This is a genomic window from Arenibacter palladensis, from assembly GCF_900129275.1.
GTDB classification, from domain to species: Bacteria; Bacteroidota; Bacteroidia; order Flavobacteriales; family Flavobacteriaceae; genus Arenibacter; species Arenibacter palladensis.
Genome location: NZ_FQUX01000004.1, coordinates 288497 through 315453, shown reverse-complemented (window position 1 = coordinate 315453; position 26957 = coordinate 288497). Strand labels below are relative to the sequence as shown.

At 38.7% G+C, this 26957-nt stretch carries 20 protein-coding genes, 2 tRNA genes and 1 riboswitch; of the genes, 4 read left to right on the top strand and 18 right to left on the bottom strand.

Features of this window, described 5'->3' with window-relative positions; all coding sequences use genetic code 11:
* The first annotated feature begins 487 nt into the window (after nt 1-487).
* On the top strand, nt 488-2749 hold the full coding sequence (locus BUA60_RS13640; protein WP_072862513.1) for a carbohydrate binding family 9 domain-containing protein: 2262 nt from the start codon (nt 488-490) through the stop codon (nt 2747-2749).
* A gap of 21 nt (nt 2750-2770) precedes the next feature.
* Here BUA60_RS13640 and BUA60_RS13635 read toward each other — a convergent pair whose 3' ends face one another.
* From BUA60_RS13635 to BUA60_RS13625, 3 genes are all read right to left on the bottom strand, one after another.
* A complete protein-coding gene (locus BUA60_RS13635; RefSeq protein WP_084532600.1) occupies nt 2771-3790 on the bottom strand; it encodes an acyl-CoA dehydrogenase family protein in 1020 nt (339 codons plus the stop codon).
* A complete protein-coding gene (pnuC, locus tag BUA60_RS13630; protein ID WP_072862511.1) occupies nt 3759-4361 on the bottom strand; it encodes a nicotinamide riboside transporter PnuC in 603 nt (200 codons plus the stop codon). The genes BUA60_RS13635 and pnuC overlap by 32 nt, the downstream gene beginning before the upstream one ends.
* Nucleotides 4362-4420: 59 nt before the next feature.
* Nucleotides 4421-4532, bottom strand: a riboswitch (TPP riboswitch).
* A gap of 296 nt (nt 4533-4828) precedes the next feature.
* Entirely contained in the window at nt 4829-5698 is an 870-nt protein-coding gene (locus BUA60_RS13625; RefSeq protein ID WP_262483033.1) for a DMT family transporter, read from the bottom strand.
* 499 nt (nt 5699-6197) lie between these two features.
* Between BUA60_RS13625 and BUA60_RS13615 the strand changes: the two genes are divergently transcribed.
* The gene (locus tag BUA60_RS13615) at nt 6198-7559 is read left to right on the top strand and encodes a transglutaminase-like domain-containing protein (RefSeq protein WP_072862508.1); all 1362 of its coding nucleotides are present in this window, start codon (nt 6198-6200) and stop codon (nt 7557-7559) included.
* 42 nt (nt 7560-7601) lie between these two features.
* Here the strand turns inward: BUA60_RS13615 and BUA60_RS13610 are convergent, their stop codons facing one another.
* From BUA60_RS13610 to BUA60_RS13550, 13 genes are all read right to left on the bottom strand, one after another.
* Complete coding sequence (locus tag BUA60_RS13610; protein WP_072862506.1) at nt 7602-7853, bottom strand: hypothetical protein; 252 nt, start codon at nt 7851-7853, stop codon at nt 7602-7604.
* 608 nt (nt 7854-8461) lie between these two features.
* Complete coding sequence (locus BUA60_RS13605; protein WP_317043200.1) at nt 8462-8707, bottom strand: tautomerase family protein; 246 nt, start codon at nt 8705-8707, stop codon at nt 8462-8464.
* A gap of 8 nt (nt 8708-8715) precedes the next feature.
* Nucleotides 8716-9249 carry an NADPH-dependent FMN reductase gene (locus BUA60_RS13600; RefSeq protein ID WP_072862504.1) on the bottom strand — a complete coding sequence of 178 codons (534 nt, stop codon included), beginning with the start codon at nt 9247-9249 and terminating at the stop codon, nt 8716-8718.
* A gap of 2 nt (nt 9250-9251) precedes the next feature.
* The gene (locus tag BUA60_RS13595) at nt 9252-9707 is read right to left on the bottom strand and encodes a DoxX family protein (RefSeq protein WP_072862502.1); all 456 of its coding nucleotides are present in this window, start codon (nt 9705-9707) and stop codon (nt 9252-9254) included.
* Between the two features lie 22 nt (nt 9708-9729).
* Nucleotides 9730-10374: a hypothetical protein gene (locus tag BUA60_RS13590; protein ID WP_072862500.1), complete on the bottom strand. Its 645-nt coding sequence runs from the start codon at nt 10372-10374 to the stop codon at nt 9730-9732.
* A gap of 53 nt (nt 10375-10427) precedes the next feature.
* Nucleotides 10428-11021: a Crp/Fnr family transcriptional regulator gene (locus BUA60_RS13585; RefSeq protein WP_072862498.1), complete on the bottom strand. Its 594-nt coding sequence runs from the start codon at nt 11019-11021 to the stop codon at nt 10428-10430.
* Nucleotides 11022-11694: 673 nt separating this feature from the next.
* Nucleotides 11695-13113 (bottom strand): TolC family protein, encoded by a 1419-nt coding sequence (locus tag BUA60_RS13580; RefSeq protein WP_072862745.1) that lies wholly within the window; start codon nt 13111-13113, stop codon nt 11695-11697.
* Nucleotides 13114-13123: 10 nt separating this feature from the next.
* Nucleotides 13124-16273, bottom strand: a complete 3150-nt coding sequence (locus BUA60_RS13575; RefSeq protein WP_072862496.1) for an efflux RND transporter permease subunit — start codon at nt 16271-16273, stop codon at nt 13124-13126.
* A gap of 11 nt (nt 16274-16284) precedes the next feature.
* Complete coding sequence (locus BUA60_RS13570; protein ID WP_072862494.1) at nt 16285-17394, bottom strand: efflux RND transporter periplasmic adaptor subunit; 1110 nt, start codon at nt 17392-17394, stop codon at nt 16285-16287.
* 153 nt (nt 17395-17547) lie between these two features.
* Nucleotides 17548-18003 (bottom strand): hypothetical protein, encoded by a 456-nt coding sequence (locus tag BUA60_RS13565; protein WP_072862493.1) that lies wholly within the window; start codon nt 18001-18003, stop codon nt 17548-17550.
* A gap of 373 nt (nt 18004-18376) precedes the next feature.
* Nucleotides 18377-18454, bottom strand: a tRNA-Pro gene (locus BUA60_RS13560).
* 43 nt (nt 18455-18497) lie between these two features.
* Nucleotides 18498-18581 (bottom strand) — tRNA-Ser (locus BUA60_RS13555).
* A gap of 156 nt (nt 18582-18737) precedes the next feature.
* On the bottom strand, nt 18738-20786 hold the full coding sequence (locus tag BUA60_RS13550) for an HD family phosphohydrolase (RefSeq protein ID WP_072862491.1): 2049 nt from the start codon (nt 20784-20786) through the stop codon (nt 18738-18740).
* Between the two features lie 236 nt (nt 20787-21022).
* Here BUA60_RS13550 and BUA60_RS13545 point away from each other — a divergent pair, with 236 nt between their 5' ends.
* Nucleotides 21023-22198, top strand: coding sequence for an acetyl-CoA C-acyltransferase (locus BUA60_RS13545; protein WP_072862743.1), 1176 nt, complete (start codon nt 21023-21025; stop codon nt 22196-22198).
* A gap of 22 nt (nt 22199-22220) precedes the next feature.
* The gene (locus BUA60_RS13540; protein WP_072862489.1) at nt 22221-22973 is read left to right on the top strand and encodes a C40 family peptidase; all 753 of its coding nucleotides are present in this window, start codon (nt 22221-22223) and stop codon (nt 22971-22973) included.
* Between the two features lie 53 nt (nt 22974-23026).
* On the opposite strand, the gene BUA60_RS13535 is transcribed toward BUA60_RS13540, so the two are convergent.
* Together BUA60_RS13535 and gyrA are read right to left on the bottom strand one after the other, a co-directional pair.
* On the bottom strand, nt 23027-24289 hold the full coding sequence (locus BUA60_RS13535) for a tetratricopeptide repeat protein (protein WP_072862487.1): 1263 nt from the start codon (nt 24287-24289) through the stop codon (nt 23027-23029).
* A gap of 33 nt (nt 24290-24322) precedes the next feature.
* Nucleotides 24323-26854 (bottom strand): DNA gyrase subunit A, encoded by a 2532-nt coding sequence (gyrA, locus tag BUA60_RS13530; protein ID WP_072862485.1) that lies wholly within the window; start codon nt 26852-26854, stop codon nt 24323-24325.
* Nucleotides 26855-26957 lie beyond the last annotated feature (103 nt).

Here is a 26957-nt window from a genome sequence, read left to right as displayed (position 1 = left end):
CCCAGCTTTTCTAAATGATACCTCTTCCCGTTCCGGTAATGCGGGCAGGCGCCAGCGCATTCAATTCCAACATAGCGGGTAGAATTATTCGCCAGCTATCTTCTCCTCGACTTTAAAGCATGTGAATACTCTACTTTGCGGAACTCATAATATCTTCCTTCCGGTAATTAGCTTCCATACCTTGAACATTCGCCAATGGGACTTCAACCCATTTTTGATTATAATACTATAAACCAGTTTTAGATTGCCTATTTCCGGAATAAGTTTTCATATTTCCAGGGTAAATATGAATTTCTACAATCGCAAAAGAACAATTAAGATTATTCCTTCCAATAAAACTCACATAGTCCTAAAAATATCCGTGCATTTCCCAACTTATCAAGGTAGATCCAATTTAAATTGGATAGGACATCTATAGAAATAATAGCCATAAATAGTTTATCTTTAATACATTATAGACCAAAACCAACCATGAAAACGGGAACAAATGAAGTGTTACTTACATTTGACCTTACTTTATTTATCCTCAATCGTCTATGCCCAAAATCTACCTGGCACTAAATTGAAGATTAAAAAATTCCAAGGTGACATTGTGCTGGACGGAGTTCTGGACGAAAGTGCCTGGAAAGAGGCCGACGTAGCCGACAATTGGTACCAAAACTTTCCAGTAGACAGCTTGCCGTCCCCTTTTCAAACTGAGGCCCGGATGACTTACAACGACGAGTTTCTTTATGTATCTTTTGTGTGTTATGACGATGACACCCCAGATGTAGTGAGCACCCTTAGAAGGGATTTTAGTTATGCCATCAACGATAATGTTTCCTTTATATTTGGACCGTACAATGACCGTTTGAACGGTTATTTCTTTAATGTAACTGCCATAGGAGCGCAAAGAGAGGGAACGGTGTCCAGTGGCGGAAATGGAGAAAATGCCTTCAATATATATTGGGATAATAAATGGTACTCCAAAGTAGTTAGATACAAGGACAAATGGATTGCCGAATTAGCTATCCCCTTTAAGAGTTTCAAATACAAGAGCGATGTAAAAGAATGGAATGTCACTTTTGATCGTCTGGACAAAAAACGGAATATAAAGTCCGCTTGGGTGCGTACACCAAGACAATTCTACACTGGTACCTTTGCGTATGCGGGGCAACTTGTTTGGGAGGGTCCCATTCCAGAAGCAAGTTCCAACATTTCACTTATCCCATATATTTCTGGAGGTGCATTCGAAGATCGGGAGGTGGATCCCAAAGAATCCTCAACAGAACTACAGACCGGATTCGATGCCAAAGTAAGCATAAGCCCTTCCATGAATTTAGACCTCACGGTAAATCCGGATTTCTCCCAAATAGAAGTTGATGAGCAAATACTAAATTTATCAAGGTTTGAATTTAGGTTTCCGGAACGAAGACAATTTTTTCTCGAAAATAGTGACCTTTTTGACAATGCCGGTTTTGATTCGGCCAGGCCGTTTTTCTCCAGACGTATCGGTATTATCCAGGATTCTACCGGAATCCCCCAGAAAGTACCTATAATGTACGGGGCTAGACTTAGTGGCACTATTAACGAAAAATGGCGCCTGGGAGTCATGAATATGCACACAAAGAAAATGTTGGAATTGGGATTACCTGCCCAAAACTATACCGTGGCAACGGTTCAAAGAATGTTTCATGAACAATCCAGTTTTTCCATAACCTTTGTAAACAAAGAGAGTTTGGGGGTTGCGGAAAGTGATTCCTTGAAATATTACCACCCCAGTATTTTTGGAAGACCTACTTTGGAAGATCGCATTAAACCAAACACTTACAACAGGGTCCTTGATGCCGATTTAGTACTGAGAAGTAAGGATAACAGGTGGTACCACAGTTCATTCCTTGCTAAATCCTTCGACAAAAGAAACAATGCAAAGACAATGTCCGGTTCAGCCTTTTTTCAGTATTCGGACCGTAGTCTTTTGGCCAATTTGGGAACCTTCTTCGTTGACAAAAACTTTAATGCCGAAGTTGGTTATGTACCTGGAAGTATGGTCTACCCTGGACAAATGGGCTATTATTCAGAAGTGGCCTACAAAATTTACCCGGAGAACAACAGTTTACTGTATTCTGGGCCCCAAGCTAGAATAAATGACACCTATTTACCTAACGGTAACTTGGTAGATAGGGAATTTGCCATAGGATACGTATTCGATTTTAAAAATTCTGCAAACCTAACCTTCGATTTGGCCCATATTTTTCAAGAATTGACCTTTGACTTTAATCCAGTAAACAATAGGGATTCTAGAAAATTTTTGATAGGCGAGGAATATCGTTGGAATACCGTTTCCGCATCTTATCAAAGTAATACGGTCAAGAAAATGAACTTTCTATTAAATTCCACTTATGGCGGATTTTACAATGGCACCAATCTAAATATATCGGGGCAGCTGGATATGCGCTTTCAACCCTACGTAAATATTGCCATGCGTTTTGACTATAACAATCTCAAATTGGATGAAGATTACGGTGAGGCAGAGTTATTTCTTCTAGGACCAAAATTGGATGTTACCTTTACGGATAAGCTGTTCTTTACTGGTTATTACCAGTACAATAATTTAACGGACAACATGAACTTGAATGCTAGGTTTCAATGGCGGTATAAACCCGCTTCCGATTTCTACATTGTTTATACTGAAAATTATTTTCCTTCCAATTTTACGAGCAAGAATAGGGCTTTGGTATTTAAACTTACCTATTGGATAAATCTTTAAGCTTCCTGTTTACGGTTTCTATTATTTTCTTGTAAAAATATGATGTTGGGTAGCCGTAAAATAATCACTGAAAATTTGGTTTAAGGTATGGCCCTTGGTACTCGCCTTAACTCCCAAACTTGGGTAAATTTCTATGATGTTCCTAGAAATTCCCTTCACGGATTGCACAGCCCCTTCATGTATTTCTTTCATATAATCAGCATCAAAAGCTTTGTTTTCCTGGATCCTTTTCTCAATTTCATTAGCGTATAGGAATATTTTACGATCCGACTCTAGAATTGCATTTTCCAAAGCGTCCAACCTTCCTTCCCCTAAAACAACACCGGCCTCTTCCAACAAATGTTCGGCTATACCAATATAATTTATCCATAGTGTTAAATCGGCAAAAAGGGCAAAAGGAATTTTAAAAATAGAGTGAGGCAGATGGCAATCATTATAACTGAAGCTACAGCTCTCATGGGCCATATAACCATGAACAGCAAAAGAATGGGTAGCGGTAGCCTTAAGGCCCATAGTATTCCAGTCTTGAATTACTTGTACCGCCTCTTTTGGAATTACAAAAGACTGCACCCTTGGCTCCCCATCATCATTTAGCAAATGAACCCCATTCTCCCAAATTTCCGCATTTAAAGTAAAATGTGTGAGGTAGGGAGCACCGGTAGCATAGCGCCATTTTCCCGAAATCCTGTAGCTATCATCAATAATTTCCGCCCTACCGAACACCCCACCACTTCCTCCTAAACAAGGGGCGGATCCGGCCATTCTAAAAATTTCATGGGCCTTACTTGGTTGTAAATTGCCTATAAAATAGTTGGCTCCACTGCACAGGGTTATGGTCCATCCCAGGCTGGCATCAACCTTGGCCAATTCCCTAAGCTTGGACAAACCCCCGGTTAGGGATAATTCCAATCCTCCATAAGTTTTAGGGACCCATAGGTTCCAGAGGTTTTCATTGTTGATCCAATCCAAAACATCTTGTGTAAATACGTCGGCTCCCAATTGTAGTTTTCTAAGCTTGTACAGGTTGTCTACTAGTGTCATCCAAAATTATTTTTTTCCATTTAAAATATCCCGAGGTTCCCACTATAAACAAGAAAATGGTCAAGCCCGCATATATGTACAGTTCTTTGTAAAAGAGTAAGGGAATGGAAATAACATTACTAATATTAAGGTAGATCCAATTTTCCATTTTTCTTTTGGCCATGAGCCACATTCCGGCCCAAGCAAAGGCACTTACTGCCGCATCCCAGATTGGGACATCTGAATTTGTATAAAACCTTAGCCAGTAGACCATCAGCGTAAAACAGGCTATCACAATACCTAGAGCCTTTATATGTTCCGATTTATCCGAATAGGTAATAGGGGTTTCTTCTTTATGTTTACCATACTTCCAAAAAATCCAGCCGTAGATACTCATAAACAAATAGTATAGATGGAGTACAATATCCGCATACAGTTTTGTCTGGTACAGTACCCACATGCCAATCAGGATAGAAACGATTCCAAACAAATAGTTGTGGATATTATTGTTCCTTGCCAAAAGCACTTGTGCTACCCCAAGGACTGTTCCCATTGCCTGCAACCATGTAAGGTGTGTAAAAAAATTCTCCATCTATTCCCTAATTATATTTATGAAATGGGAAGATGAAGAAAGTAACGACATGCAATGGTGCAACATCGAACCAAAATCCCTACGCCGGCATTATCCGGATCAGGTTCAGAGCTAAAACTCTTGGGTATCATCTCAGCCTGCCTTAAATGGCAAGCACCCCATTTCAAAAACAAAGCTAAAACTATTTTGTGATTTGATGTTGAATTTTAGACAATTTTAAAAAATAAAAAGTATTAAACCTCAGGGCAAGCCCTGCACCCAATCATAGGAATCGACCCAAGGGTCGAGGTATTGAACCTAGATCCCGCCGAAAAAGGCGGGATTAGTTCAACTTGCAATTTTCAGTGCGTCTTACTGACTTCTCAAAATTGAGTTTCACTAATAAAACCCACAATGGATATTCGAATTTCATAAAAAGGTTCAGTATTCATATCCCAAATTTGTACTGAAGTGAAGTTATAAAGGTTTCAATCCTTTTTAACCAAAGTATTTAAAACCAAGGCAGAAATAATCATTAACAGTCCTATAAAACTGTAGATAGTATAGGCTTCTTGGAACCATATAACACCAATGGAAATGGTAAAAATGACCTCAATGTATTTTAACGGGGCCACAAGGTTTGTTTTGGCAATTTGAAACGCCTTGGTCATATATAATTGTCCCATAAAACCAAAGACGCCCAACAGCAGTAAAAACATCCATTCGAAACCGAGAGGTCTTACCCAAACAGAAATGGCCAAAAGTCCACCAATTACAGTACCTACGAACATAAAATAATTGACTACAACGGCAGGATGATCTGAAACCCCTATTTTTCTAATAACCACATAGACCATACCACTAAAAACAGAGGCCGTTAAGATGAGGGCCAGGCCAACGGTATTAATATTACCATCAAATCCCTTTAAAACCAGTACCCCAGCAAATGCTGTTAGAAAGAAAAGCCATTGAATTTTTTTCAACTTCTCCCTTAAAAAGAAAACTGCAAAAACCGCTGCAAAAATAGGAGCAATATACCTTAATGAAACTGCCGTACCTACGTTCAAGTATTTTAAGGAGAAAAAGAACAGACTCATAGCCGTTAAGCCCAAGACAGCCCTCAACAACATAAGTCTTCTCTTAATACCAAATATTGGGATCCCCTTGAGCAAAATATAGGTAGTTGCCAGTACCAAGGAACCAAAACATCTAAAAAATACAATTTGAAAAGTTGGGATTCGGTCCAAATATTTTACGGAAACATTCATCAACGCAAATGAAAAGGTGCTGATGGTCATAAAAAGCACCGCTTTTTTAAAATCCAATCCGGAAGATTTACTCCATTTAATATCTAACAAAACAGCGTTGTTGTTTCTCCAACGGTAATATCCATTGACCTAAAGCTGCTAAGGTATGAAAACCTCAGACTTACTTATTATTATAGCCCTGTGATTTCCATTTATTTTACAGATCATCAGGCATACACAACATTTGTGGGCCATAGGTTAACCAAAATCCCCTATAGTTTAGATATTGAAAAAAGTCACATATAATCTTCACATATGGTAACTGGTCCATGAAAAACCAAGATCCTACAAGTTGGCATTGAAACAGAACCAAGAATAACCTCCCATACCTTTCCAATTTGTAGATCCAAATAAAATGGAAACAAAGATCAACATCAAGCCTAAAACCTTCACCCGCTTCCATGTTTTAATGCCATAGTGTTTTTGAAAAAAAAGGTTTAGGTTGGATAAATGAGGTTTCGGATATATCATCAACTACCGTATACAATATTCCTGTTGGGATAACGAAAGAATTATTGTAAATTAAGACAACCAATAATCCCGCATATAAATGAAAGACTTTCGGCTTATTTATGTTTTAATGCTTGCTCTGATCTCGGCCTGTAATACAAACACAAAGCAGAAAGAAAAAGAAAAAATGCTCGGCAGCAAGAATATCCCAAAGGTAGTTACCGCCGATATAGAAACTGGTATTAAAGCCAATATTGCAAAAAAAGTAGAGGAAGGAGGCGGGTATTTCAATATGAGTACTGACGAAAAAGATCTGCGCCTGCAATTGGTACGCGTACATACGGAATACCTTTCCAATTTAGGTCCCAACCGCCATTTTGCCTGTGTTGATCTGGCCGATGTAAATGGCGATGTATACGATGTGGATTTTTTCCTGGACGGAGATCCGGGCAACATGAGCGTTACAGAAACCACCCTGCACAAGCTTAATGGCAAACCCTTTTATACTTGGAAACAACGTAAGGACAAGACGTGGTATAGGCTGCCTGTCCAAAATGCCACATCCGACTTGCTTGGTGTCATTGAAGGGGAGGACAGTTTTGAATTTAAGTACGAGGTAACCCTTCCGGAAATAAATGAATCTGCAAAAATATGGATTCCCGTGCCACAGAGCGATCGCTTTCAAACCGTCCAAATGAAAGCACTTGAAGCCCCAGTTGAGCATCAAATACTAAAAGAAAAAAAATACGGTAACACTATATTGTATATGGAACTGTCACCGGAGCATAGTGGTAAGAAAGTGCAACTTATATTCGATGTTGAGCGACAGGAGAAGGAGCCATATGAAGAAAATTCGTCGCCAACAGTCTATCTGGATGCCAATATATTACTCCCTGTAAGCGATCGATTTAAGATACTTGCCGACTCCATTATAGGATCTAAAGGCAGCGAAAGTACCATTATGGGGGCAAGGGCACTATACGACTATGTCATAGACAATATGCGTTACATAAAGGCGGGCAAATATGGAACGGGAGATGCGGTTTACGCATGTGACGCCCTTACCGGTAATTGCACCGAATTCCATTCCCTATTTATTTCCCTGGCTAGATCTGCCGGAATACCTGCACGCTTTGCTGTAGGGGCCGCAATTCCGTCAGAACGGGATGATGGCGGCATAGATGGTTATCACTGTTGGGCAGAATTTTATGCCGAAGGTAAATGGTGGCCCGTAGATATTAGCGAGGCCAATAAGTACACCGCTTTGGCAACCTATTACTTTGGTAGACATCCAGCAAATCGTATTGAATTCACAAGAGGACGGGACCTTCAAATAGAACCCGGACCTAATTCCGGTCCTATCAACTTTCTGGCATACCCCGTTATGGAAATTGGGAATAATCCCGCGTTTCCAAAAACATTTTTTTCATTTCAAAGAAAATCAGGTAAACAAACCCTATGAAATCCAGTAAAGCCACCGTTATAGTGTGGCCTTGAAATATCTCTATTCCTCTTTTGTAGGATGCTCCTCCTCTTTTGCAGGATGCTCATCTCCCGTGTTGGTAGGGTGTTCATCGCTGGCATTGGTTGGATGCTCTTCCTTAGCGGATTTTTCATCGCTTTCTGGGTGTTCTCCCTGCTGTTCAGTGTTTTCTTGCTTTTTCTGCTCCCTGCACGAGCCTAAAGAACTCACTGCAATAAAAATAAACAAGAGCATTACCAAAGTGAAGTACTTAAGTCCTTTTATCTGTTTCATAATATAATTGCTTTAAACATTAAAATTTAAATGGTAAGTGGCAAACAAGTCCTTTAAAGGTAAGGAATTTTGCGCCAATACAATTAACATAATGACAATATTATCTTGGTTGAAATTAAACCAAACCACTAATAAACAGACCAATACAATAAACTTTAAAAGGTAACACTACCCTCCAACACCATCCATTCCCCTTACGGTAAATACTCAGAATTAATTACTTTCAAGTTAAATTACAATTAAATCGCAACCTCTTATGAAAGAGCGCCGATAGAATAAAAATTTTCTAAAAAGTATTTAAAAGATGCTGGCTCCTGCAAACAAGACTTAGGCACTTGCAGATTGCAATTTGCTTGCTATACAACGCTGCTTCTTGGCAACACTTCCATAATAACATTTTTTTTAATTCCTGGAAGATTTCCTATGGTACTGACATAGGCCAATATGTTCTCATTGCATAGAAGTAAAACAATAGCTAAGAATATTATTTTTTCATTAATACTGAATTAGGATTTAATACATTTCCCTGTTACAATACGCAGCTTTATCAAAATCTCCAATGTTTATGGAAATACTGGGAACTTTTGGAAACATTTCTTTTAGCTCTGCTATAATTTGTTTAGACAGATTAGCTTTTTGTACCGAATTTCTTCCATTATATTGGCAAAAACATGGATGAAGTCGTCGTTTGTGTTTCCTGTATTGTAATATTGAAAGGGACTAATACGTACTTTTATTTCTTCTAGCTGAAATAATTTGATCGATTCTGCGGCATCATATACTTTTTGCATGATATTTTCTGGCAACTTCTTTTCTACAATTTGTTTTGAACAGTCTATTATAAAATGTGGCATAATTGTATTTAATTAATTATTATTTGAAATTTATTTACCTTGGAATGAATGTCCTCTTTCAAATACTCATCATTAATTTCTCCGTTTTTGAAATTATTATGGAATGAGGGCAATGAAAAAGTATCCGTGATGTTGGCTCCCATAAACGGGAAGTAGGCACTAGCTGATTGTAATACAGTAGCTCCGCCTCTACCACCTGGCGAGGTTGCCATTAACAGCATAGGCTTCTCTCTCCATATTTTAGTGTTTACACGGGATAACCAGTCTATAGTATTTTTGAATACAGCTGCATAAGACCCATTATGTTCGGCAAGAGATACTATAAATCCATCCGCAGTATTGAATAACTCGTCTAGTCTTTTAACTGCAGTGGGAATACCATTTTCAGCTTCAAAATCAGCACCATAAATTGGTAAAACATAATCGTTTAAGTCGATAGAAACAATATCAACATTTTCCAATAAATTATTGGTATAGGTTATTAAACTTGCATTGATAGATTTTTGACTATTGCTCCCTGCTATTGTGATTATTTTTTTCATGATTACTGTTTTTTAGAGATTAGTTGATCTATTGACCATTTTCCACTACCATTAACTATTGTGGTTAATGCTAGGCCGATAACAAGAAGTGAATATTCATAACCTTCACCCGTTTGATTTCCAAACCAATTCATAAAAAAGCCATGTTCTAACTGGGTAGTAAAAATGATACCCACAAACATTCCCGTAAGCGATAGTGCCCAAAACCTACTGAAGAGTCCTAGAATTAAGCAAATAGAGCCGAAAAATTCAATCATTATTACGGAAAAGGGTACAATACTCGGCAATCCCATTTGACTTGTAAATGATTCCATAGTTGCTGCATAACCATACCCACCAAAGAGTCCTAATAATTTTTGTGCGCCATGCGGAAATATCACCAAACCAAGGGTTAATCGTGCAATGCTAAATCCAATACTTGGATGCGTTCTTAAAAGTTTTTGTACTAAATGTTTCATAATGTTTAAGATTTAAAGTTGTCTATAAAGTTTTTCGGATATACAAGCCGAAAGATGATTTTTCTATAGGTTTCTGCCCGTACTGGTCAAAGTCTACACCAACGCCAAACTGATGTCCGTTGTATGACACACCTGCACGTAGTTGCTGAAAACTTCTTGATTGCTTCTCGAATGCATCCCATATAGTTAAGAACTGTCCGTTTAACCAAAGAGAAACTTTTTCATTTATTGCTGTGTTAAACTGAAACTGAGCAAAGGCTTCAGCATAGCTAGCGCCCGTTTGCTCAGTATGGGCAACAGTAGGAATAATTACAAATAATACTCGTGAATTTTTTAGAGTGAATTTTGCTGAAAAGCGTTCAGAATACCCAGCAACACTGTTGTAATATAAAGATGGACCAATAGCAATATGCTTATTAAGATTCCAGAATAACGCTGGTTGTACACCTGCTTCATCAAAGACTTGGCTATCTGTATCTTTGAATTTTTGAAAGAAGGCCAAGTTATTGATGCTTAAAGTCTTGCTCTTGTTAAGAGTATAACTTGAGTATAATGTAAAATCTGTTTTATCAAAACCAGAAAACAGTTCCACTTGGGTAAATTGCGCTTGCAAATAGTTTGCAAATCCAATTGTTAAAAAAGATGTAATGATTATTATTTTTTTCATGCTTCAAAATTCCGATAGGAACACATGAAAAAAAATGAACTAGTTTAAGACTTTTACATTCTGTTGACCTTCGAAATAATTTTGCTCATAAATTCTGGCGTAATGCCAATATAAGCCGCTAAGTCTCTTTGGGTAATTCTATTGACAATTTTTGGGTATTTCTTTTTGAAGGCAATATATCTTTCCACAGCGTCTAAGGATATGCCATGATTGGAACGCCTTATGTAACTTATGAGCGACCTTTGATATAATTTGCGATAAAACCTTTCGAATTTTGGTATTTCTTGAAAAAGCAAATCATAATTGGCCCTAGAGATACCTAATAATTCCGAATCTTCAGTAGCCTTAATAAAATAACGAGTTGGTTCCTTGGTCATAAAACTTGCCATATCACCAGTCCAATAATCCTCTATTGCAAACATGGATATGTGAGGTGCACCATCTTCATCCAAAGTATATACTTTTAAGCAGCCTTTAGCTATAAAATACTCATATTGAGCAATTTCACCTGCTTGCATTAAATATGCTTTCTTTTTCACTTTTACTTCTGCAAGCAAAGAAATATACTTCTGTTTTTCAAGCTCGGTTAAATCAATAAACCTTGCGACATTATTAAGTATTAGAATATGTGATTCTTTAAAGTTCAATTCATGCTTAGTTTGAATGAATTTAATTTAAAGAATTAATATTAAATAGCAAAGTCAGCTATTTATCAATTGAAATGAGCCCACTACTTTCTAACTTGGGGACTAAAATTGCAACATATAGTTAACTAACACCTGCTATTTTGAACAAGAAATAGTTTTCCTGAAAATACATACCTATGCGTATATATGATCTATTAACAGTAAAAACTAAACGGAATTCTAAACGGTTATTGCCATTAGGATACTACAATTCCAATTTAAACAATTAACACCCGTAAGCTTTTTATATTTTCAGGTAGCCAGTAAAGTTTTTGAACCGTATAAATAGTAATACCCTTTCATAGCCATACCTAGAAAAACACCTACTCCCTTAAATAAAATAATTTTCTTTCAATCCTGTTACAAGAACTTCAGGTACAGATTAATCATTTCTTATAGGAGTCTTCATTATTGCACTTTCACCTCTTATTATCTTTCTTTGATCGAGATAGATAAGGAGCAATAATTATTCTACCGGCAAAGCAACCGCTCATACCTGCTGTAAATACATTGCCAAAGATATATTCTCGATATGAACAAGTCATTGCTTTAGAAAAGGCATACACATTACTAAGTCATAATTTATCCGGATTCGGATAGACTTACTAAGTGTACGCCTTTATTTTTGGGTATTTTACCAACCTCCCCCCAATACTTTGTAAATATTTACAGTTGCGATTTGTTGTTGCTTATTCACATCGATCAATTCCAATTTGGTTTGTAATGAGTTTTGTTGAGCCATTAAAACTTCTAAGTAATTGGCTTTTGCCATTCGGTAAAATTCTTTTGAGGCCACAATAGCATTTTCAAGTACTTCGTTTTCTTGGCTTTTAAGAGAAATAATGTCCCTTAATTGCTGAATGTTCGAAAGTTCGTTGGCTACTTCTACATAGCCGTTCAAAATCGTTTTTTGATAATTGTACATTACTGTCAATTGGTTAGCTTTTGCCCTATTGAATTCTGCTTTTAAGGCATTTCTATTCACCAAGGGAGCAATCAATCCGCCGGAGGCTGCATAACCAATAGATGCCCGGGATTGAAATATATACTTTAGGTTAAACGCCTGAAAACCAATTGCAGCACCAATATTAAAGCTTGGAAAAAAGGCAGCTTTAGCAGCTTTCAAATCAAACTTGCTGGCCTGCACTTGAAATTCTGCCTCGCGAATATCAGGGCGGTTTAATAGCAATTGTGATGGCACTCCAAATGCAATTTGTTGGGGTACTTCCCGAAATAATTTTTCTTTTGTTCTTTCAATGGGTTGTGGATACCTTCCCAATAAAAAGTTTACTCTATTTTCCGTTTCCACTATTTGCTGAAGAGTATTCTTTTTAAGGGCCTGGGTATTGAGCAGTTGGGCTTGAAATTGTTGAACGGCCAATTCATTGGCTTTGCCCACTTCTTTTTGCAATTGTACCACTTCCAAAGCTTCATGTTGCATTTTTATGGTTTGCTCAAGGGTTTCCAATTCATTGTCCAAGGCGAGTAGGTCATAGTAAGCAATGGCTGTAGCTGCTATTAGGTTCGACATGACAAAACGATTTCCCTCAATACTTGCCAAATAATTGGATATGGCCGCTTTACGGCTGTTTCTCAATTTCCCCCAAATATCAACTTCCCAAGTGGCTGTAAGTCCTAAAAAATAATCTTCAACAGGATTGGGAATACCTTTGCCTTCAAACTCGGTGGTGGAGTTACCTGCAAAGCTTTCGGTGTATTTGGCATATTTGGTGGAGCCGGCAGCAATGTTTCCGTCAATTTTCGGAAATAATTCACCGCTAGAAAACCGAACCCCTGAACGTGCAATTTCGATGCGCTGTAAGGCCATTTGTAAATCATAATTATTTACCAATGCCGTGTCGATCAAACTGATCAAATGTTCGTCGGCAAAGTAATCTTTCCAGTTTATTTTTGCAATACTGGTAGTATCGGTTGAAGTTTTACTGAAACTTGTTGGCGCTTCCCTCTCCGGAATGGACAAGTTAGTGTTAAGAGTTTTACAACTGCAAACTATCAGTAGTAACCCAAAATATATTATTTTAAATAGTTTCATTTTTTTATTTTTATAATGTTTCCTTAATAGGATTTCCATCCTTTCTGTTTCCGTTGAATTTTTCGGATATTTTGGCAAAAACGAAAAACAGCCCCGGTATGACGATTACTCCGAAAACGGTACCGAACAACATACCTCCAAAAGCAGCTGTTCCAATGGTTCTATTACCAATGGCTCCTGCTCCAGAGGCCAGTACCAAAGGCAGTAACCCAGCCATGAAAGCAAGTGATGTCATTAAAATAGGGCGTAACCGCAGTTTAGCACCTTCAATGGCGGCCTGTAGTGCTGTTGATCCTTCACTGTGTTTTTGAGCTGCAAACTCCACAATTAAAATGGCGTTTTTACCCAATAGACCTATGAGCATAACCATGGCGATTTGAGCATAGATATTGTTTTCCAACCCTAATATGGTGAGCATAAAAAATGCTCCGAAAATTCCCGTTGGTAGCGATAGAATTACAGGTAATGGAAGCAAAAAACTTTCATATTGTCCTGACAAAATCAGGTATATAAAGAACAAACAGATAAAGAAAATTACAAGGCCTTGGTTTCCTGCATTGGCCTCGTCATAAGAAATTCCTGACCAAGCAATATCATAACCTCTTGGCAATTTTTCATCGGCAACCTCTTGTATGGCCTTTAAAGCATCACCACTACTATATCCAGGAGCTTCCTCGCCATTTAGCGCAGCCGCAAAATACATATTGTGACGATTTATTTGATCTACACCAAAGGATTTTTCAAGTGTTATAAAATTTGAAAGCGGTACCATTTCATCTCTATCATTCTTGACTCTGAAATTTAAAATGTCTTCAGGGTTTGCCCGATATTCCGGTAGAGCTTGGACCATTACCTTGTAGGTCTTACCAAATTTAACAAAGTTAGAAGCGTATTCACTTCCTACAAGAGTCGAAAGCGTACTCATAGCATTGTTGACCGTAACTCCTTTTTGGGCGGCTTTATCATAATCAACATTTAAGTCGTAATGAGGTATGTTTGCATTGAAAATAGTAAAACTATTGCCTATTTCAGGTCGATTGTTCAGGTCTTCAATAAACTGTTGTGTAACAGTTTTCATAGCTTTCAGGTCGTTTCTACCTGCTTTATCAAGCAGTTTTACCTCAAAACCACTAGCATTTCCATATCCTGGGACAGGAGGAGGTGGAAAAAACTCTATCTCAGCGTCTTTAATGTGGGCTGTTTTTTCTTTAAGATGGGCTATTATCACCGTAACCGTAGCATTGCGTTCACTCCATTCTTTTAAGTTGATGAGGAAACTGCCATAAGTTGCACCTGTACCATCAGAGAGTATGTTGACACCGGCCAAAGAAGAAATACTCTCTATTTCTTCAATGTTTTCGACTTCTGCAGCAAATTCGTTAACCACCTTTTTTGTGCGTTCCAAGGTAGAACCGGGGGGTGTTAAAATATTTACATAAAACATTCCTTGGTCTTCATTCGGAATAAACCCAGTTCGAAGAATGTTTCCAAAAATACCCGTGCCTATAACAAAGGCCACCAAAATACCCCAAGTCATTACTTTCCTATTGATAATTCTATTCAGAAGGTTTTTGTATTTAACTTCCAAACTTTCATATAAGTGGTTGAATTTTAAAAAGAAATTACTAAAAAGTGTTTTCTTTTCTGCGCTCGGATGTTTCAACAATAGAGAGCACAGGGCAGGAGCCAATGTAAGTGCTACAATACCGGATAACACAATCGCAATGGCCATAGTCAGCGAAAACTGACGGAAGAAAACACCTGTAGGCCCACTCATAAAAGCTACGGGAACAAATACGGCCGACATTACCAAAGTTATAGATATAATAGCCCCGCTAATTTCTTTCATAGCAGATTTAGTAGCATCCTTGGCACTCACCTTATAGCGTTCCATTTTGGCGTGCACGGCTTCTACTACTACAATTGAATCATCCACCACAATACCAATTACCATAACCAAAGCAAAGAGCGTAATCAGGTTAAGGGAAAAACCGAAAAATTGCATAAAGAAAAAAGTACCGACAATGGAAACGGGTACGGCAAGAATAGGAATTAAAGTTGCTCTCCAATTTTGTAGAAAAAGAAAAACGACTAGGGTAACAAGAAGCAAGGCTTCAATGAAGGTTTTAATAACTTCATGTATCGAAGCATCCATAAATCGGGATATGTCGTAACTTACTTCATAGTCCATCTTTTCAAGAAACATGGTTTCCTTTAGTTCTTCCATACGTTTTTTGACATCGTCTATAACTTCCCTAGCATTGGTTCCCGGTAATTGTTTAAGAATAATCGAGGCCGCTGGTTTGCCATTGAATTTGGCTTCAACATCAAAATATTCTGTACCGAACTCTATGTCCGCAACATCTTTCATTCGTAAAATTTCACCTTCTTCGGTTGATTTTATCGGAATGTTCTCATATTGTTCTTCAGAGTTGAATCTCCCTGAGTAACGTAAGATATACTGAAGGTCAGAATCTTCTGATTTATCGGAATTCTCACCAATTTTACCAGGAGATGCTTCTAAATTTTGCTCCTCCAAGGCATCCAATATGTCGTCTGTAGTAATGTTATAGGCCAGCATTCTATCAGGTTTTACCCAAATACGCATAGCGTATTCCTTTGCTCCCAAAATATTGGCAAAACCAACGCCTTTAACTCGTTTTAATTCTGTTAGAATATTTAAATCGGCAAAATTATGGATGAATTTTTCCGTCATTTCAGTGTCCTCACTAAATATGTTGATGTACATTAAAATGGCATTGGTTTCTTTCCCGATCAAAACACCTCGTTCTATGACTTCTGGCGGAAGTTCCCCCATTACGTCCGTTATTCGGTTTTGAACATTTACGGCCGCATCATTGATGTCGGTTCCAGTTTCAAAAATTATTTGAACGATACCTACACCGTCACTACCAATATTACTGCTCATATATTTCATATTGGGCACACCGTTAATGGCTCGTTCCAGTGGTTCTATGGCAGACTTTGCTACGGTTTCGGCATTGGCACCTTGGTATTCTACTTCAACGTTTACTTCTGGCGGAGCCACCGAGGGATATAGTGCCATAGGTAATTGGAAAAGCGATAGTATGCCCAGAAAAAGTATAATCAATGAGATGACTATCGCCAGTATGGGGCGATTTATGATATTCATTTTCATAGTTTTAAATTTTATAGGTTAGTTACTATGTTTGAAAATGAAACCACTTCTGGAATTACCTTGTCTCCTTCTTTGACGTGCTGGATGCCTTCAAAAAGGATTTTGTCTTTGGGAGACAAGCCCTTTTTAATGGCAAAAAGATTTGGTAACCGAAGCGAGGGAGTAATTTTTCGAACTTGAATTGTATTCGTATCATCTACCACAAAAACGCAAAGTTCATCCTGACGGTTGAAAGTAGCTTTCTGTGGAATAAGTAGTGCATTCTTAAGGCTGCTGTTTATTTGTACTTTTCCTGTCGCACCGTGTTTTAGGATATTATCTGGATTTGGAAATATAGCTCTAAATGCAATGGTTCCCGTATTTTTGTTAAATTCACTTTCGATAGTTTCGATGATTCCTGTATAAGGATATGGAGTTCCGTCAGCTAATATCAAAGAAACTTCTTTAGTTTCCCCATTGTCTTTAGACATTATGTATTTCAAATAATCAATTTCTGAAACATTGAAATAAGCAAAGACATTCTTGTTATTGGATATTGTTGTCAGCAAAGTACCTTCATCCAAAACACTGCCCTCTCTGTTGGGAATGCGGTTAATAATGCCATCAAAGGGAGCTTTTATCTGAGTAAAAGAGAAGTTGAGCTGTGCTTGTGCCTCCTCTGATTGTGTTTCTTCCAATTCAGCTTTTAGGGCATCAACTTTAGCAACTGCAAGGTCATATTCCGGCTGCGAAATGTAATCCTTTTCCAATAACTTCGCAGAGCCTTTCAACTCTATTTCTGAAGCATTGAGCTCTGATTGCACCTTTTTTACGATCGCTTTTGCCCTTTGCAAGTCTTGCAAAAATTGCCTGTTGTTAATAGTAAAAAGTATTTGTCCTTTATTCACCGTATGCCCTTCGTCTACCTGTAGGGATTCGATAATCCCGCCAACGCGTGAGCGTAGTGCCACATTTTGAAAGGCATTAATTTCCGCAATATGTTCGTGCGTATAAACAGTATCCTTTACTAAAGGCATTATTGTTAAAAACGTTTGCTCTTTACTGGTTTCTTTGTTTTTTGATGAGCAGGATGCCAATATTACAATAGCAGCCATACCCAAAAACAATATAAAATTCTTCATTGTTAATAGATTTTATGGAATAAATAAAATGTAATCAGGAAGTTTTTCCTAAATGTAGGAATAGGCAAACGGTAATCACCTTAAGGGCGAGAACTGTAAAACACAGTATTCACCTAAGGAATCAGTCCTAAGTTTACCAATAAAAATGAAGAATTATGCCTTGGGCGGAGGAGGAACTATTTCGGGATGAAATTGTTCAGAATAATTGTCGAAATATAAAAACATGTTGTGCTTAATAGCAATATCGCCATTATCCAACATAAAATCCATTGCTAGTTGCTGTTGATAAAATATAGGTTGAAAATTGCTCTTGACTATTACATTGTGACCAGAATCATCTTCTTCATATTCAGGAATGGCATTTTCAATACCCAAGACTTGTTCCAATATAATCTCTACGACACTTTCCATATCGTTGTAACTCAAATCTTCAGGAACACCTTCAGGTTGAGGATCTTGCACATCCACACTAAGGTTCAAGATGTGCAGTGCCATCAAAAACCAAAACAATTTTAAGTTGATATGTGTCCTTATGAATTTCATCTTCGAGCTGCGAATATAAGTGGTTTTACTGTTACTATCGTAAAATGCTACAATAAAACGTACCATATAGGTTTTTCAACATTTCATATCCATCTCACCAAAAAGAATTACAGCTATACGTCCAGTTGCTTGCAGGATTACCTCGCTGTGCTCGGTGAACCTGTTAGGTGGGCAGTACTCAAGATAATCCGATGCAGCCCAGTGGCTGTACGTCTTTTTTGTTTTTCTCGGTTTAAGTGCCCAGTGGCAAAAGGAAAAATTAGAATCCCAATGCAAGATTACCTCACTGCGTTCGGTGATCCTGTTTGGGGGGCGGTGCTCAAGATATTCCGAGACAGGCTGGCGCCTGTACGTCTTTTTTGTTTTTCTCGGTTTAAGTGCCCTTGGCACTATACCGTTAAAAACAAAAAATCCGATCATTTACATGATCGGATTTTCTTGGTCGGGGTGGCAGGATTCGAACCTGCGACCTCCGCGTCCCAAACGCGGCGCGATAACCGGGCTACGCTACACCCCGAGAATGGTTAAAACCACCTCAATAATACCACTCTAAAAAAAAGCGGAGAGACAGGGACTCGAACCCTGGCGACAGTTACCCGTCGACAGATTAGCAATCTGCTCCGTTACCACTCCGGCACCTCTCCAATAATTTTAAAGCTCACGCATTAAAAATGCGGTTGCAAATGTACTTTTTCATTCATAAGAACGCAACAATTTTTCAATTTTTTTTTACACGTTCTTCCTAATTGGCCATTTATTCTACTTATCTAATTAAGCTTCAAACTATTCCAAAAAACCAACTACTCTGGATATTCTACCCGTAAATGATAAATATTCACCAATTTCTGTTTTAAAATCTTCTTAACAGCTTCTATTTCCTTGAAGGTAATATTGGCATTTAAAAACTGGCCGGCCTTGATTTGGCCTTCAATGATCCTTTCCACGAATTCATCGATTATCAAAAAAGTAGGATTCTTTAGACTCTTGGAAGCTGCTTCCACAGAATCGGCCATCATTAAAATAGCGGTTTCCTTCGAAAAAGGAATCGGTCCGGGATATCTAAAATCTTCTTCATTTACCTCCCCTTCCAAGGCCTCCTGTTTTTTGTAAAAATAAAAGACCAATGAAGTTCCATGATGGGTACGAATAAAATCTATTACACGATCCGGTACCTTATTCTTCCTTGCTATTTCTATACCTTCAATGACATGGTTAATAATTATTGCCGCGGCATCTATGGGCTCAAGGTCATCGTGTGGGTTTACATTGGTTACCTGGTTTTCCGTGAAATAGGTAGGATTGTTCATTTTCCCAATATCATGGTACAGCGCCCCTACCCTAACCAGCATGGCATTAGCCCCTATTTCGTTCGCTGCCGCTTCCGCCAAATTAGCTACCTGAAGGGAATGATGAAAAGTCCCCGGAGCCTTATTGGACAACTCCTTTAATAATTTGGAATTGGTATCGGACAATTCCAACAAGGAAACATCGGATACCAACCCAAATATTTTTTCATGAATATAAATCAATGGCTGAACAAACAGCGTAATCATACCATTCAAGAAAAAATACCCAAATGCCATCCAGTGTACATCTTCCAGGTTACCCTCATGAATCATATGAAAAGCAAAATAACCAATTATATAGATCAGGGTTATCTGGCCTACGGAAATAAACAAATTAGCCCTTTTATATAGTTCGGATACGGACAAGATGGTAACAATTCCTGCCAAAGTTTGGAGAAAAATGTATTCAAAACTGTTGGGCACCACAAAACCTAATATTAGGACGGTAAGAACATGCACAAAGAGCCCCAAACGTGCATCAAAAAATGTCTTGAGTACCAAGGGTAGAATACATAAAGGAACCACAAAAACATACTCAACATCATATTTCACTACCATGGTGGTCAAAAATACCATGATGAGAATATTGACAATAATGAAGGTTACCTTTGTATTGTCCCTAAAGATTTCCGGTCGATATTTTTTAAGAAATAGAAAAAACATCATCAACACCATGGCGACCAACACGGTATAGCCGAACAGTATATAATATTGATTATTTTCTTCCCATAATTCCGACTCAAACTCACTTTTCAACGAATCCAACACCCTAACATCATCCTGCTCCACTACCTCCCCTTTGGCAATGATGAGCTTGCCCTCGTCTACATTCCCCAACGTATAGGAAATCTTTGAATATTCGGACTCCAGCTCCTTATTGGACAAATCGGCATCAAAACTAACATTGGGCTTTATAAAATTGAAGAACACTTCCTGAAAGGAAGGCTCATAAACCGACAAGTTGTTTTGGGCCAGTTTTTTCCTAATAACACCCTCTACCTCCGATAAACTATAGACATCATCAAAATTTAATTTTGTGGCTTCATTATTCTTGACAACGTATAGACTATTCTTAGTGCTCCTCCTTTCAATTTTAGATAGAATACCATTGGTATACAGCTCCTCCAAAACGTCGTTGGCAACCCTTTGAATCCTTTCCTGTTCATTTTTGTCAAGACTGGAGGAATTGAAAACATTGCCCAACTCCTTCCTAATGGTACTGTCCACTTCCGCTACAATACTGGAATCATAATAATAGTAGTCTATATGATTGCTTTCTATTTTCGCCTTTTCCTTAGTTATTTCCTCCTCGCCCTTATTTATGGAAAAATCAAAAGGAGCATAGAAATTATTGTATTGCCAAGGCTTTCCTTTTTGGTATTCGTACTTAAACTTTCCGCCGCGTGGAAAAAAGAATACAATAAAAAAAACAGCAGAGAAATATAAGAGATACTTATAAACCAGGGAATGGTTTTTATAAAGGCTGTCCAAAAAAGTGCGCATACGGAAAGTTATATAGTCAAAAATAGAAAAATATAAACTTAAAATGATACTTTACCCAAATAACACCATATTTGAAACCAACTTATCAATTTTCACCAATAAGCATAGGCTATATTTCGCCTTCTACCTATGCCTAAAATGCAATTGTAAATTCATAAATAACATGGAATATTCTACCGTTGCACATCTCATTGCGCATTAATTTATTAAATTCGCAGATAATAAAAATGAACTTGATGAAAGATGTTGTGATCGTTTCCGCAGTTAGAACACCCATAGGAAGTTTTATGGGAGCATTGTCCACCATTCCGGCACCTGAACTTGGCGCTATTGCCATTAAGGGTGCATTGCGTAAAATTAAATTGGACCCTTCCAAAGTGGAGGAGGTTCTCATGGGTAATGTTGTTCAGGCAGGAACCGGTCAGGCACCAGCAAGACAAGCAGCCATTTATGCCGGCATACCCAATACGGTCCCCTGTACCACAGTCAACAAGGTCTGTGCCTCGGGAATGAAATCGGTAATGATGGCAGCCCAGTCCATAGCCTTGGGAGACAACCATATCGTTGTTGCCGGGGGTATGGAAAATATGAGCCTAATACCCCATTATATTCATTTAAGGAGTGGCCAAAAATTTGGTCCTGCCACAATGATCGACGGCATGCAAAAAGATGGGCTTGTGGACGCTTATGACCAACAGGCTATGGGTACATGTGCGGACGCCTGCGCCACTGAATACAAATTTAGCAGGGAAGACCAAGATCGATTTGCTATACAATCCTACCAGAGATCTGCAGATGCATGGGCAAGTGGAAAATTTGCCAATGAAGTTGTACCCGTGGAAGTTCCACAAAGAAGAGGCGAACCCATACTGGTAACCGAAGATGAAGAATTTAAAAATGTTAAACTGGACAAGATCCCAGGTTTGCGTCCCGCATTTTCCAAGGATGGTACGGTAACGGCAGCCAATGCTTCAACTATTAATGATGGTGCAGCGGCTTTGGTACTAATGAGCAGTGAAAAAGCGAAAGAATTAGGGTTGAAGCCTTTGGCCACCATAAAAAGCTATGCAGATGCGGCCCAGGAACCCAAATGGTTCACAACGGCACCGGCAAAAGCCCTTCCTAAAGCACTGACCAAAGCCGGCATAGACATGGAAGATGTGGATTATTTTGAATTTAACGAAGCCTTTTCCGTGGTTGGCTTGGCCAACATGAAAATCCTTGGCCTTACCGATAAGAATGTAAATGTGAATGGCGGTGCCGTTTCTTTGGGTCACCCCTTGGGTTGTTCGGGAGCAAGAATCATTATTACATTACTCAACGTACTGGATCAAAATAAAGCAAAAATAGGAGCAGCGGCCATATGTAATGGTGGCGGTGGCGCTTCTGCAATAATTATAGAAAGAAATTAATAAGTTCTTGTAAAGCAAGCCCATGCAATACGGTATTTGCCACCTTAGTATTGTCCCAATACGTTCCGTTGCAGACGACACCAGCGAAATGGTTTCCCAGCTTTTGTACGGGGAACATTTCAAGGTATTGGACCAAAGAAAAAAATGGAGCAAGATCCGCAATGCTTTTGATAATTTTGAAGGCTGGGTCAGCAATCAGCAGTTTACCCTTATCGATGAAGAACTATATAAGGAAATGGAAAGTGTGGAATCCACAAAAGTATCTTCCGAACTAATTTCATTTATAGAAACAGAACACAACGTACTGCTCCCTATTGTTTTAGGTTCCAGCATACCGCAAAACTGCCCCTTAAACCACAAATTCGACGGCTCATTTACAATAGGAAAACAAGACAAAGACCAAGTCCTAAACAAAGCCCTTCTCTATTTAAACGCACCTTACCTATGGGGAGGAAAAACCACTTTTGGAATTGACGGTCCGGGATTTACCCAAATGGCCTACAAAACAAATGGTTATCGATTACTCAGGGGAGCCCAACAACAATCTACCCAAGGTGAGGCTTTGAGTTTTATTGAAGAAAGTGAACCCGGGGATCTGGCCTTTTTCGACAATAATGACGGTATTATAGATCATGTAGGGATAATCATGGAAAACAACTATGTTATCCATTCCTTTGGCAAGGTAAGAATAGACCGGATAGACCATACTGGAATTTTCAACACCGAAACAAATACCTACACCCATAAACTAAGGGTAATCAAAAAAATCATATAAAAAAAGGGCTATCAATTTTGATAGCCCTTTTAGAATTTTGTTGCAATATGGTATTACTCCCCACTAAGCTTTTTAAGGCGCAAGAAGTTTTCATTATCCCCTAAGGCACCATAAATATTCTTTAATTGGGAAAGAATACTTTGATTGTCCGGGTTCAGTTTTAAGGCATCTTCCAAGATTATGGCCCCATCACGGAACAAACTATCCTTTTTCTCCTTCAATTCATCATATCTTGCGATATCCTTTTTAGAATTCCCAAGCGAATTCATTTCATCTATCAAGCCATTACCCTCATTAACATAGGTGGTAGAAAGATTCAATTGCGCATTCACATAGCCTGGGTTAATTTCGATAGCTCTCTTATAAGCCTTTCTGGCATCTTCGATATTTCCTTGTTCCATATTGATAACACCAACATTGTAGAACAAATCGGGGTTATCCGGAGCAACCTCGGAAGCTTCTGCCATTAAAGCCTTGAATTTCTCCTTATCCCCCATCTTATAGTAAAGATTGGCCTCGTTCAGAATCAAGTTCACATCCTTTGGATCTTTTGCCCTAGCATCCTTATAGGCATCCAAGGCTTTATCATCCTGACCCAATTGAGTATAAATCAAAGCAATATTTTTAACGATCTCTGTAGTTTTTGAAGGTGTCTTCTCGTCTACTGGATCTTTGTAAGCTCCGGATTTAACCATTAGCTCTCTTTGGGTTTTCTCCATTTCCTCTACCTCTCCGGTAGAAACATTGGTGGCCTTGTAGACCATTCCGCCTCCATCATAACCCAAATCCTTTAACTCGTTGTAAAATTTAAGGGCTTTCTCATAATGCCCTCCATTTACAGCACTACTGGCTGCGTAATAAAGGTAAACAGTATCCTGAGGACTTAATTGATAACCCATATACAGTTTATCGGCCGCTTCATCGTATTTCTTGTTGTTGTTATCTTCCACAGCGGAGTTGATAAGATCGGCAGTCATACCAGAAAGTCTTTCCTTGGCATCCGGTCCGTATTTGGACTTTCCACTTTTCTCTTCTACTTCACTTACTTTTTTAAAGGAAGAAATAGCTTCATCAAAAGCACCGGCAGTACCTTTTTTAGCCAATTCGGCATAAGCACTTCCCCTTAAAAAGTAATATTGGGCCTGCATTTTTTCATCCGCACTAGCAATTAGTGAAGACGCACCGTCCAATGCTGTTTTAGCAGCCATGGCATCGCCCGACTTTAACGCCTTATCAGCCGTTTTTATCTCATCCTTTTGAGCAATTCCGACCACCGAAAAGAACATAGCCGAGAGTATTAAAATATTTGTTTTCATTTCAAATTAAATTTACTTATTAGTGTTTAAATGTTATTCTTTGGTTTCCGCACTATCATTATCAAGAGCCGTGCCATCTTCTTCTTTGGCATCTACCTCCAAGGTTTTAATATCATCCAATTCATCCTCGTCCTTCATCACTTTGGCCACTGCGGCAATAGAATCGTTGCCTTTAATATTAATGAGTCGAACACCCTGAGTTGCCCTACCCATTACCCTTAAATCCTCAACACTCATCCTAATTGCAATACCGGATTTATTGATTATCATTAAGTCATCAGAGTCCGAAACATTTTTAATGGCTACCAATCCACCAGTTTTGTCGGTAATGGAAATGGTCTTCACCCCTTTACCTCCTCTATTGGTAATTCTATAGTCTTCAATACTGGAACGTTTACCATATCCATTCTCGGAGACCACCAATATTTCCTCTTCAAAATTATGTACGGCCACCATACCGATTACCTCATCCTTATCATGCGCCAAAGTAATGCCGCGAACACCGGAGGCATTTCTACCCATTGGTCTAGTCTTCACCTCTTCGAACCTAATGGCCTTACCAGATTTTAAACCTAGGAATATCTGACTTGAACCAGTGGTAAGTTTAGCTTCCAAAAGTTCATCGTCCTCACGAACACTAATCGCATTGATACCATTCTGTCTTGGTCTTGAGTATTGCTCCAATGAGGTCTTTTTAACGATACCCTTTTTAGTGGCCATAATAACATAATGGCTGTTTACATATTCCTCATCCTTTAGATCCTGGGTACAGATGAAGGCTTTCACCATATCATCATTCTCAATATTGATCAAGTTTTGGATAGCACGTCCTTTGGAAGTTTTGGTTCCCTCTGGAATTTCATAGACACGCATCCAGAAACATTTACCCTTCTGGGTAAAGAACAACATATATTGGTGGTTGGTACCCACGAATAGATGTTCCAAGAAATCTTCATTTCTGGTGGAAGATGCTTTTTGACCCACACCTCCCCTGTTTTGGGTCTTATATTCGGTAAGTGGTGTTCTTTTGATATAACCGGCATGGGAAATGGTAATTACCACCTGCTCATCCGGAATCATATCCTCCATACTTAGGTCTCCACCGGCAAAATTTATTTCGGAACGCCGGTTATCACCGTATTTGTCCTTAACCTCCAGTAACTCATCCTTAATGATCTGCATCCTTCGCTCTTTCTTGGCCAGGATATCCTTTAAATCGGCAATGGTCAAGATTATTTCCTCGTATTCCGACCTTAATTTATCCTGCTCCAGACCTGTCAATTGGCGTAAACGCATTTCAACAATGGCCTTGGCTTGAATTTCACTAAGTTTAAAGCGCTCCATAAGCTTTTCCCTTGCCTCATCTGCATTGGAAGAAGCTCTTATGATCGCAATTACCTCGTCTATATTATCCGAAGCTATTATAAGTCCTTCTAGGATGTGCGCCCTGTCTTCGGCTTTCTTAAGCTCAAACTCCGTACGCCTTACAACCACTTCATGACGGTGCTCCACAAAATAGTGGATCATCTCCTTAACGTTCAACAATTGTGGCCTTCCTTTTACCAAGGCTATATTATTGACACTAAACGAAGACTGTAACGAAGTGTATTTATACAATGTATTTAGGACGATATTTGGAATAGCGTCCCTTTTCAGGATATATACGATACGCATACCGTTCCTATCGGACTCATCCCTAATGGTAGAAATACCATCTATCTTTTTCTCATTGATCAAATCGGCAGTCTTCTTGATCATGTCCGCCTTATTGATCTGATATGGAATTTCAGTCACAACGATACTCTCCCGTCCCTGAACCTCTTCAAAACTGGCTTTTGCCCTCATTACCACACGACCACGTCCGGTATGGAAAGCCTCCTTAACCCCGTCATAACCATAGATTATACCACCTGTTGGAAAATCAGGAGCCTTGATATGGGTAATAAGCTCATCGATTTCAATATCGTTATTGTCAATATAGGCTACGGTACCGTCCACTACTTCAGAAAGGTTATGTGGCGGCATATTCGTTGCCATACCTACCGCAATACCGGAAGCCCCATTGATCAATAAATTAGGTATCCTGGTAGGCAGTACGGTTGGCTCCTGCAAGGAATCATCAAAATTGAGCTGATGATCTACAGTATCCTTATCTATATCGGCCAACATATCATCTGCAATTTTACGCATACGGGCCTCCGTATAACGCATCGCTGCAGGACTGTCACCATCAACGGAACCAAAGTTTCCCTGGCCATCGACCAGCATATACCTTAAACTCCATTCCTGGGCCATACGGACCATGGAATCATAAACAGAAGTATCTCCGTGTGGATGATACTTACCTAATACTTCCCCGACTATACGCGCGGATTTCTTATGGGCACTATTAGATCTAACACCTAACTCATGCATTCCGAACAAAACCCTTCTATGCACTGGCTTTAAACCATCCCTAACATCTGGCAGGGCACGTGACACAATGACCGACATTGAATAATCAATGTAGGCAGATTTCATTTCATCTTCAATGTTAATCGGAATTAATTTTTCTCCTTCTGCCATTTAAAATCTTCTATTTATTTTTAGTTAAAAAAGCAGGACAATATACGTAAAATCGATACTATACAAGTACTTAAGACATACTTTTGTGAAGAATTTATTAACA

Excerpts from the sequence above, each read along its gene's own strand:
- BUA60_RS13640 (WP_072862513.1), top strand. The coding sequence starts at position 488 with ATGAAGTGTTACTTACATTTGACCTTACTTTATTTATCCTCAATCGTC.
- BUA60_RS13635 (WP_084532600.1), bottom strand. The coding sequence starts at position 3,790 with ATGACACTAGTAGACAACCTGTACAAGCTTAGAAAACTACAATTGGGA.
- pnuC (WP_072862511.1), bottom strand. The coding sequence starts at position 4,361 with ATGGAGAATTTTTTTACACACCTTACATGGTTGCAGGCAATGGGAACA.
- BUA60_RS13615 (WP_072862508.1), top strand. The coding sequence starts at position 6,198 with ATGAAAGACTTTCGGCTTATTTATGTTTTAATGCTTGCTCTGATCTCG.
- BUA60_RS13610 (WP_072862506.1), bottom strand. The coding sequence starts at position 7,853 with ATGAAACAGATAAAAGGACTTAAGTACTTCACTTTGGTAATGCTCTTG.
- BUA60_RS13605 (WP_317043200.1), bottom strand. The coding sequence starts at position 8,707 with ATGCCACATTTTATAATAGACTGTTCAAAACAAATTGTAGAAAAGAAG.
- BUA60_RS13600 (WP_072862504.1), bottom strand. The coding sequence starts at position 9,249 with ATGAAAAAAATAATCACAATAGCAGGGAGCAATAGTCAAAAATCTATC.
- BUA60_RS13595 (WP_072862502.1), bottom strand. The coding sequence starts at position 9,707 with ATGAAACATTTAGTACAAAAACTTTTAAGAACGCATCCAAGTATTGGA.
- BUA60_RS13590 (WP_072862500.1), bottom strand. The coding sequence starts at position 10,374 with ATGAAAAAAATAATAATCATTACATCTTTTTTAACAATTGGATTTGCA.
- BUA60_RS13580 (WP_072862745.1), bottom strand. The coding sequence starts at position 13,113 with ATGAAACTATTTAAAATAATATATTTTGGGTTACTACTGATAGTTTGC.
- BUA60_RS13575 (WP_072862496.1), bottom strand. The coding sequence starts at position 16,273 with ATGAAAATGAATATCATAAATCGCCCCATACTGGCGATAGTCATCTCA.
- BUA60_RS13570 (WP_072862494.1), bottom strand. The coding sequence starts at position 17,394 with ATGAAGAATTTTATATTGTTTTTGGGTATGGCTGCTATTGTAATATTG.
- BUA60_RS13565 (WP_072862493.1), bottom strand. The coding sequence starts at position 18,003 with ATGGTACGTTTTATTGTAGCATTTTACGATAGTAACAGTAAAACCACT.
- BUA60_RS13550 (WP_072862491.1), bottom strand. The coding sequence starts at position 20,786 with ATGCGCACTTTTTTGGACAGCCTTTATAAAAACCATTCCCTGGTTTAT.
- BUA60_RS13545 (WP_072862743.1), top strand. The coding sequence starts at position 21,023 with ATGAAAGATGTTGTGATCGTTTCCGCAGTTAGAACACCCATAGGAAGT.
- BUA60_RS13540 (WP_072862489.1), top strand. The coding sequence starts at position 22,221 with ATGCAATACGGTATTTGCCACCTTAGTATTGTCCCAATACGTTCCGTT.
- BUA60_RS13535 (WP_072862487.1), bottom strand. The coding sequence starts at position 24,289 with ATGAAAACAAATATTTTAATACTCTCGGCTATGTTCTTTTCGGTGGTC.
- gyrA (WP_072862485.1), bottom strand. The coding sequence starts at position 26,854 with ATGGCAGAAGGAGAAAAATTAATTCCGATTAACATTGAAGATGAAATG.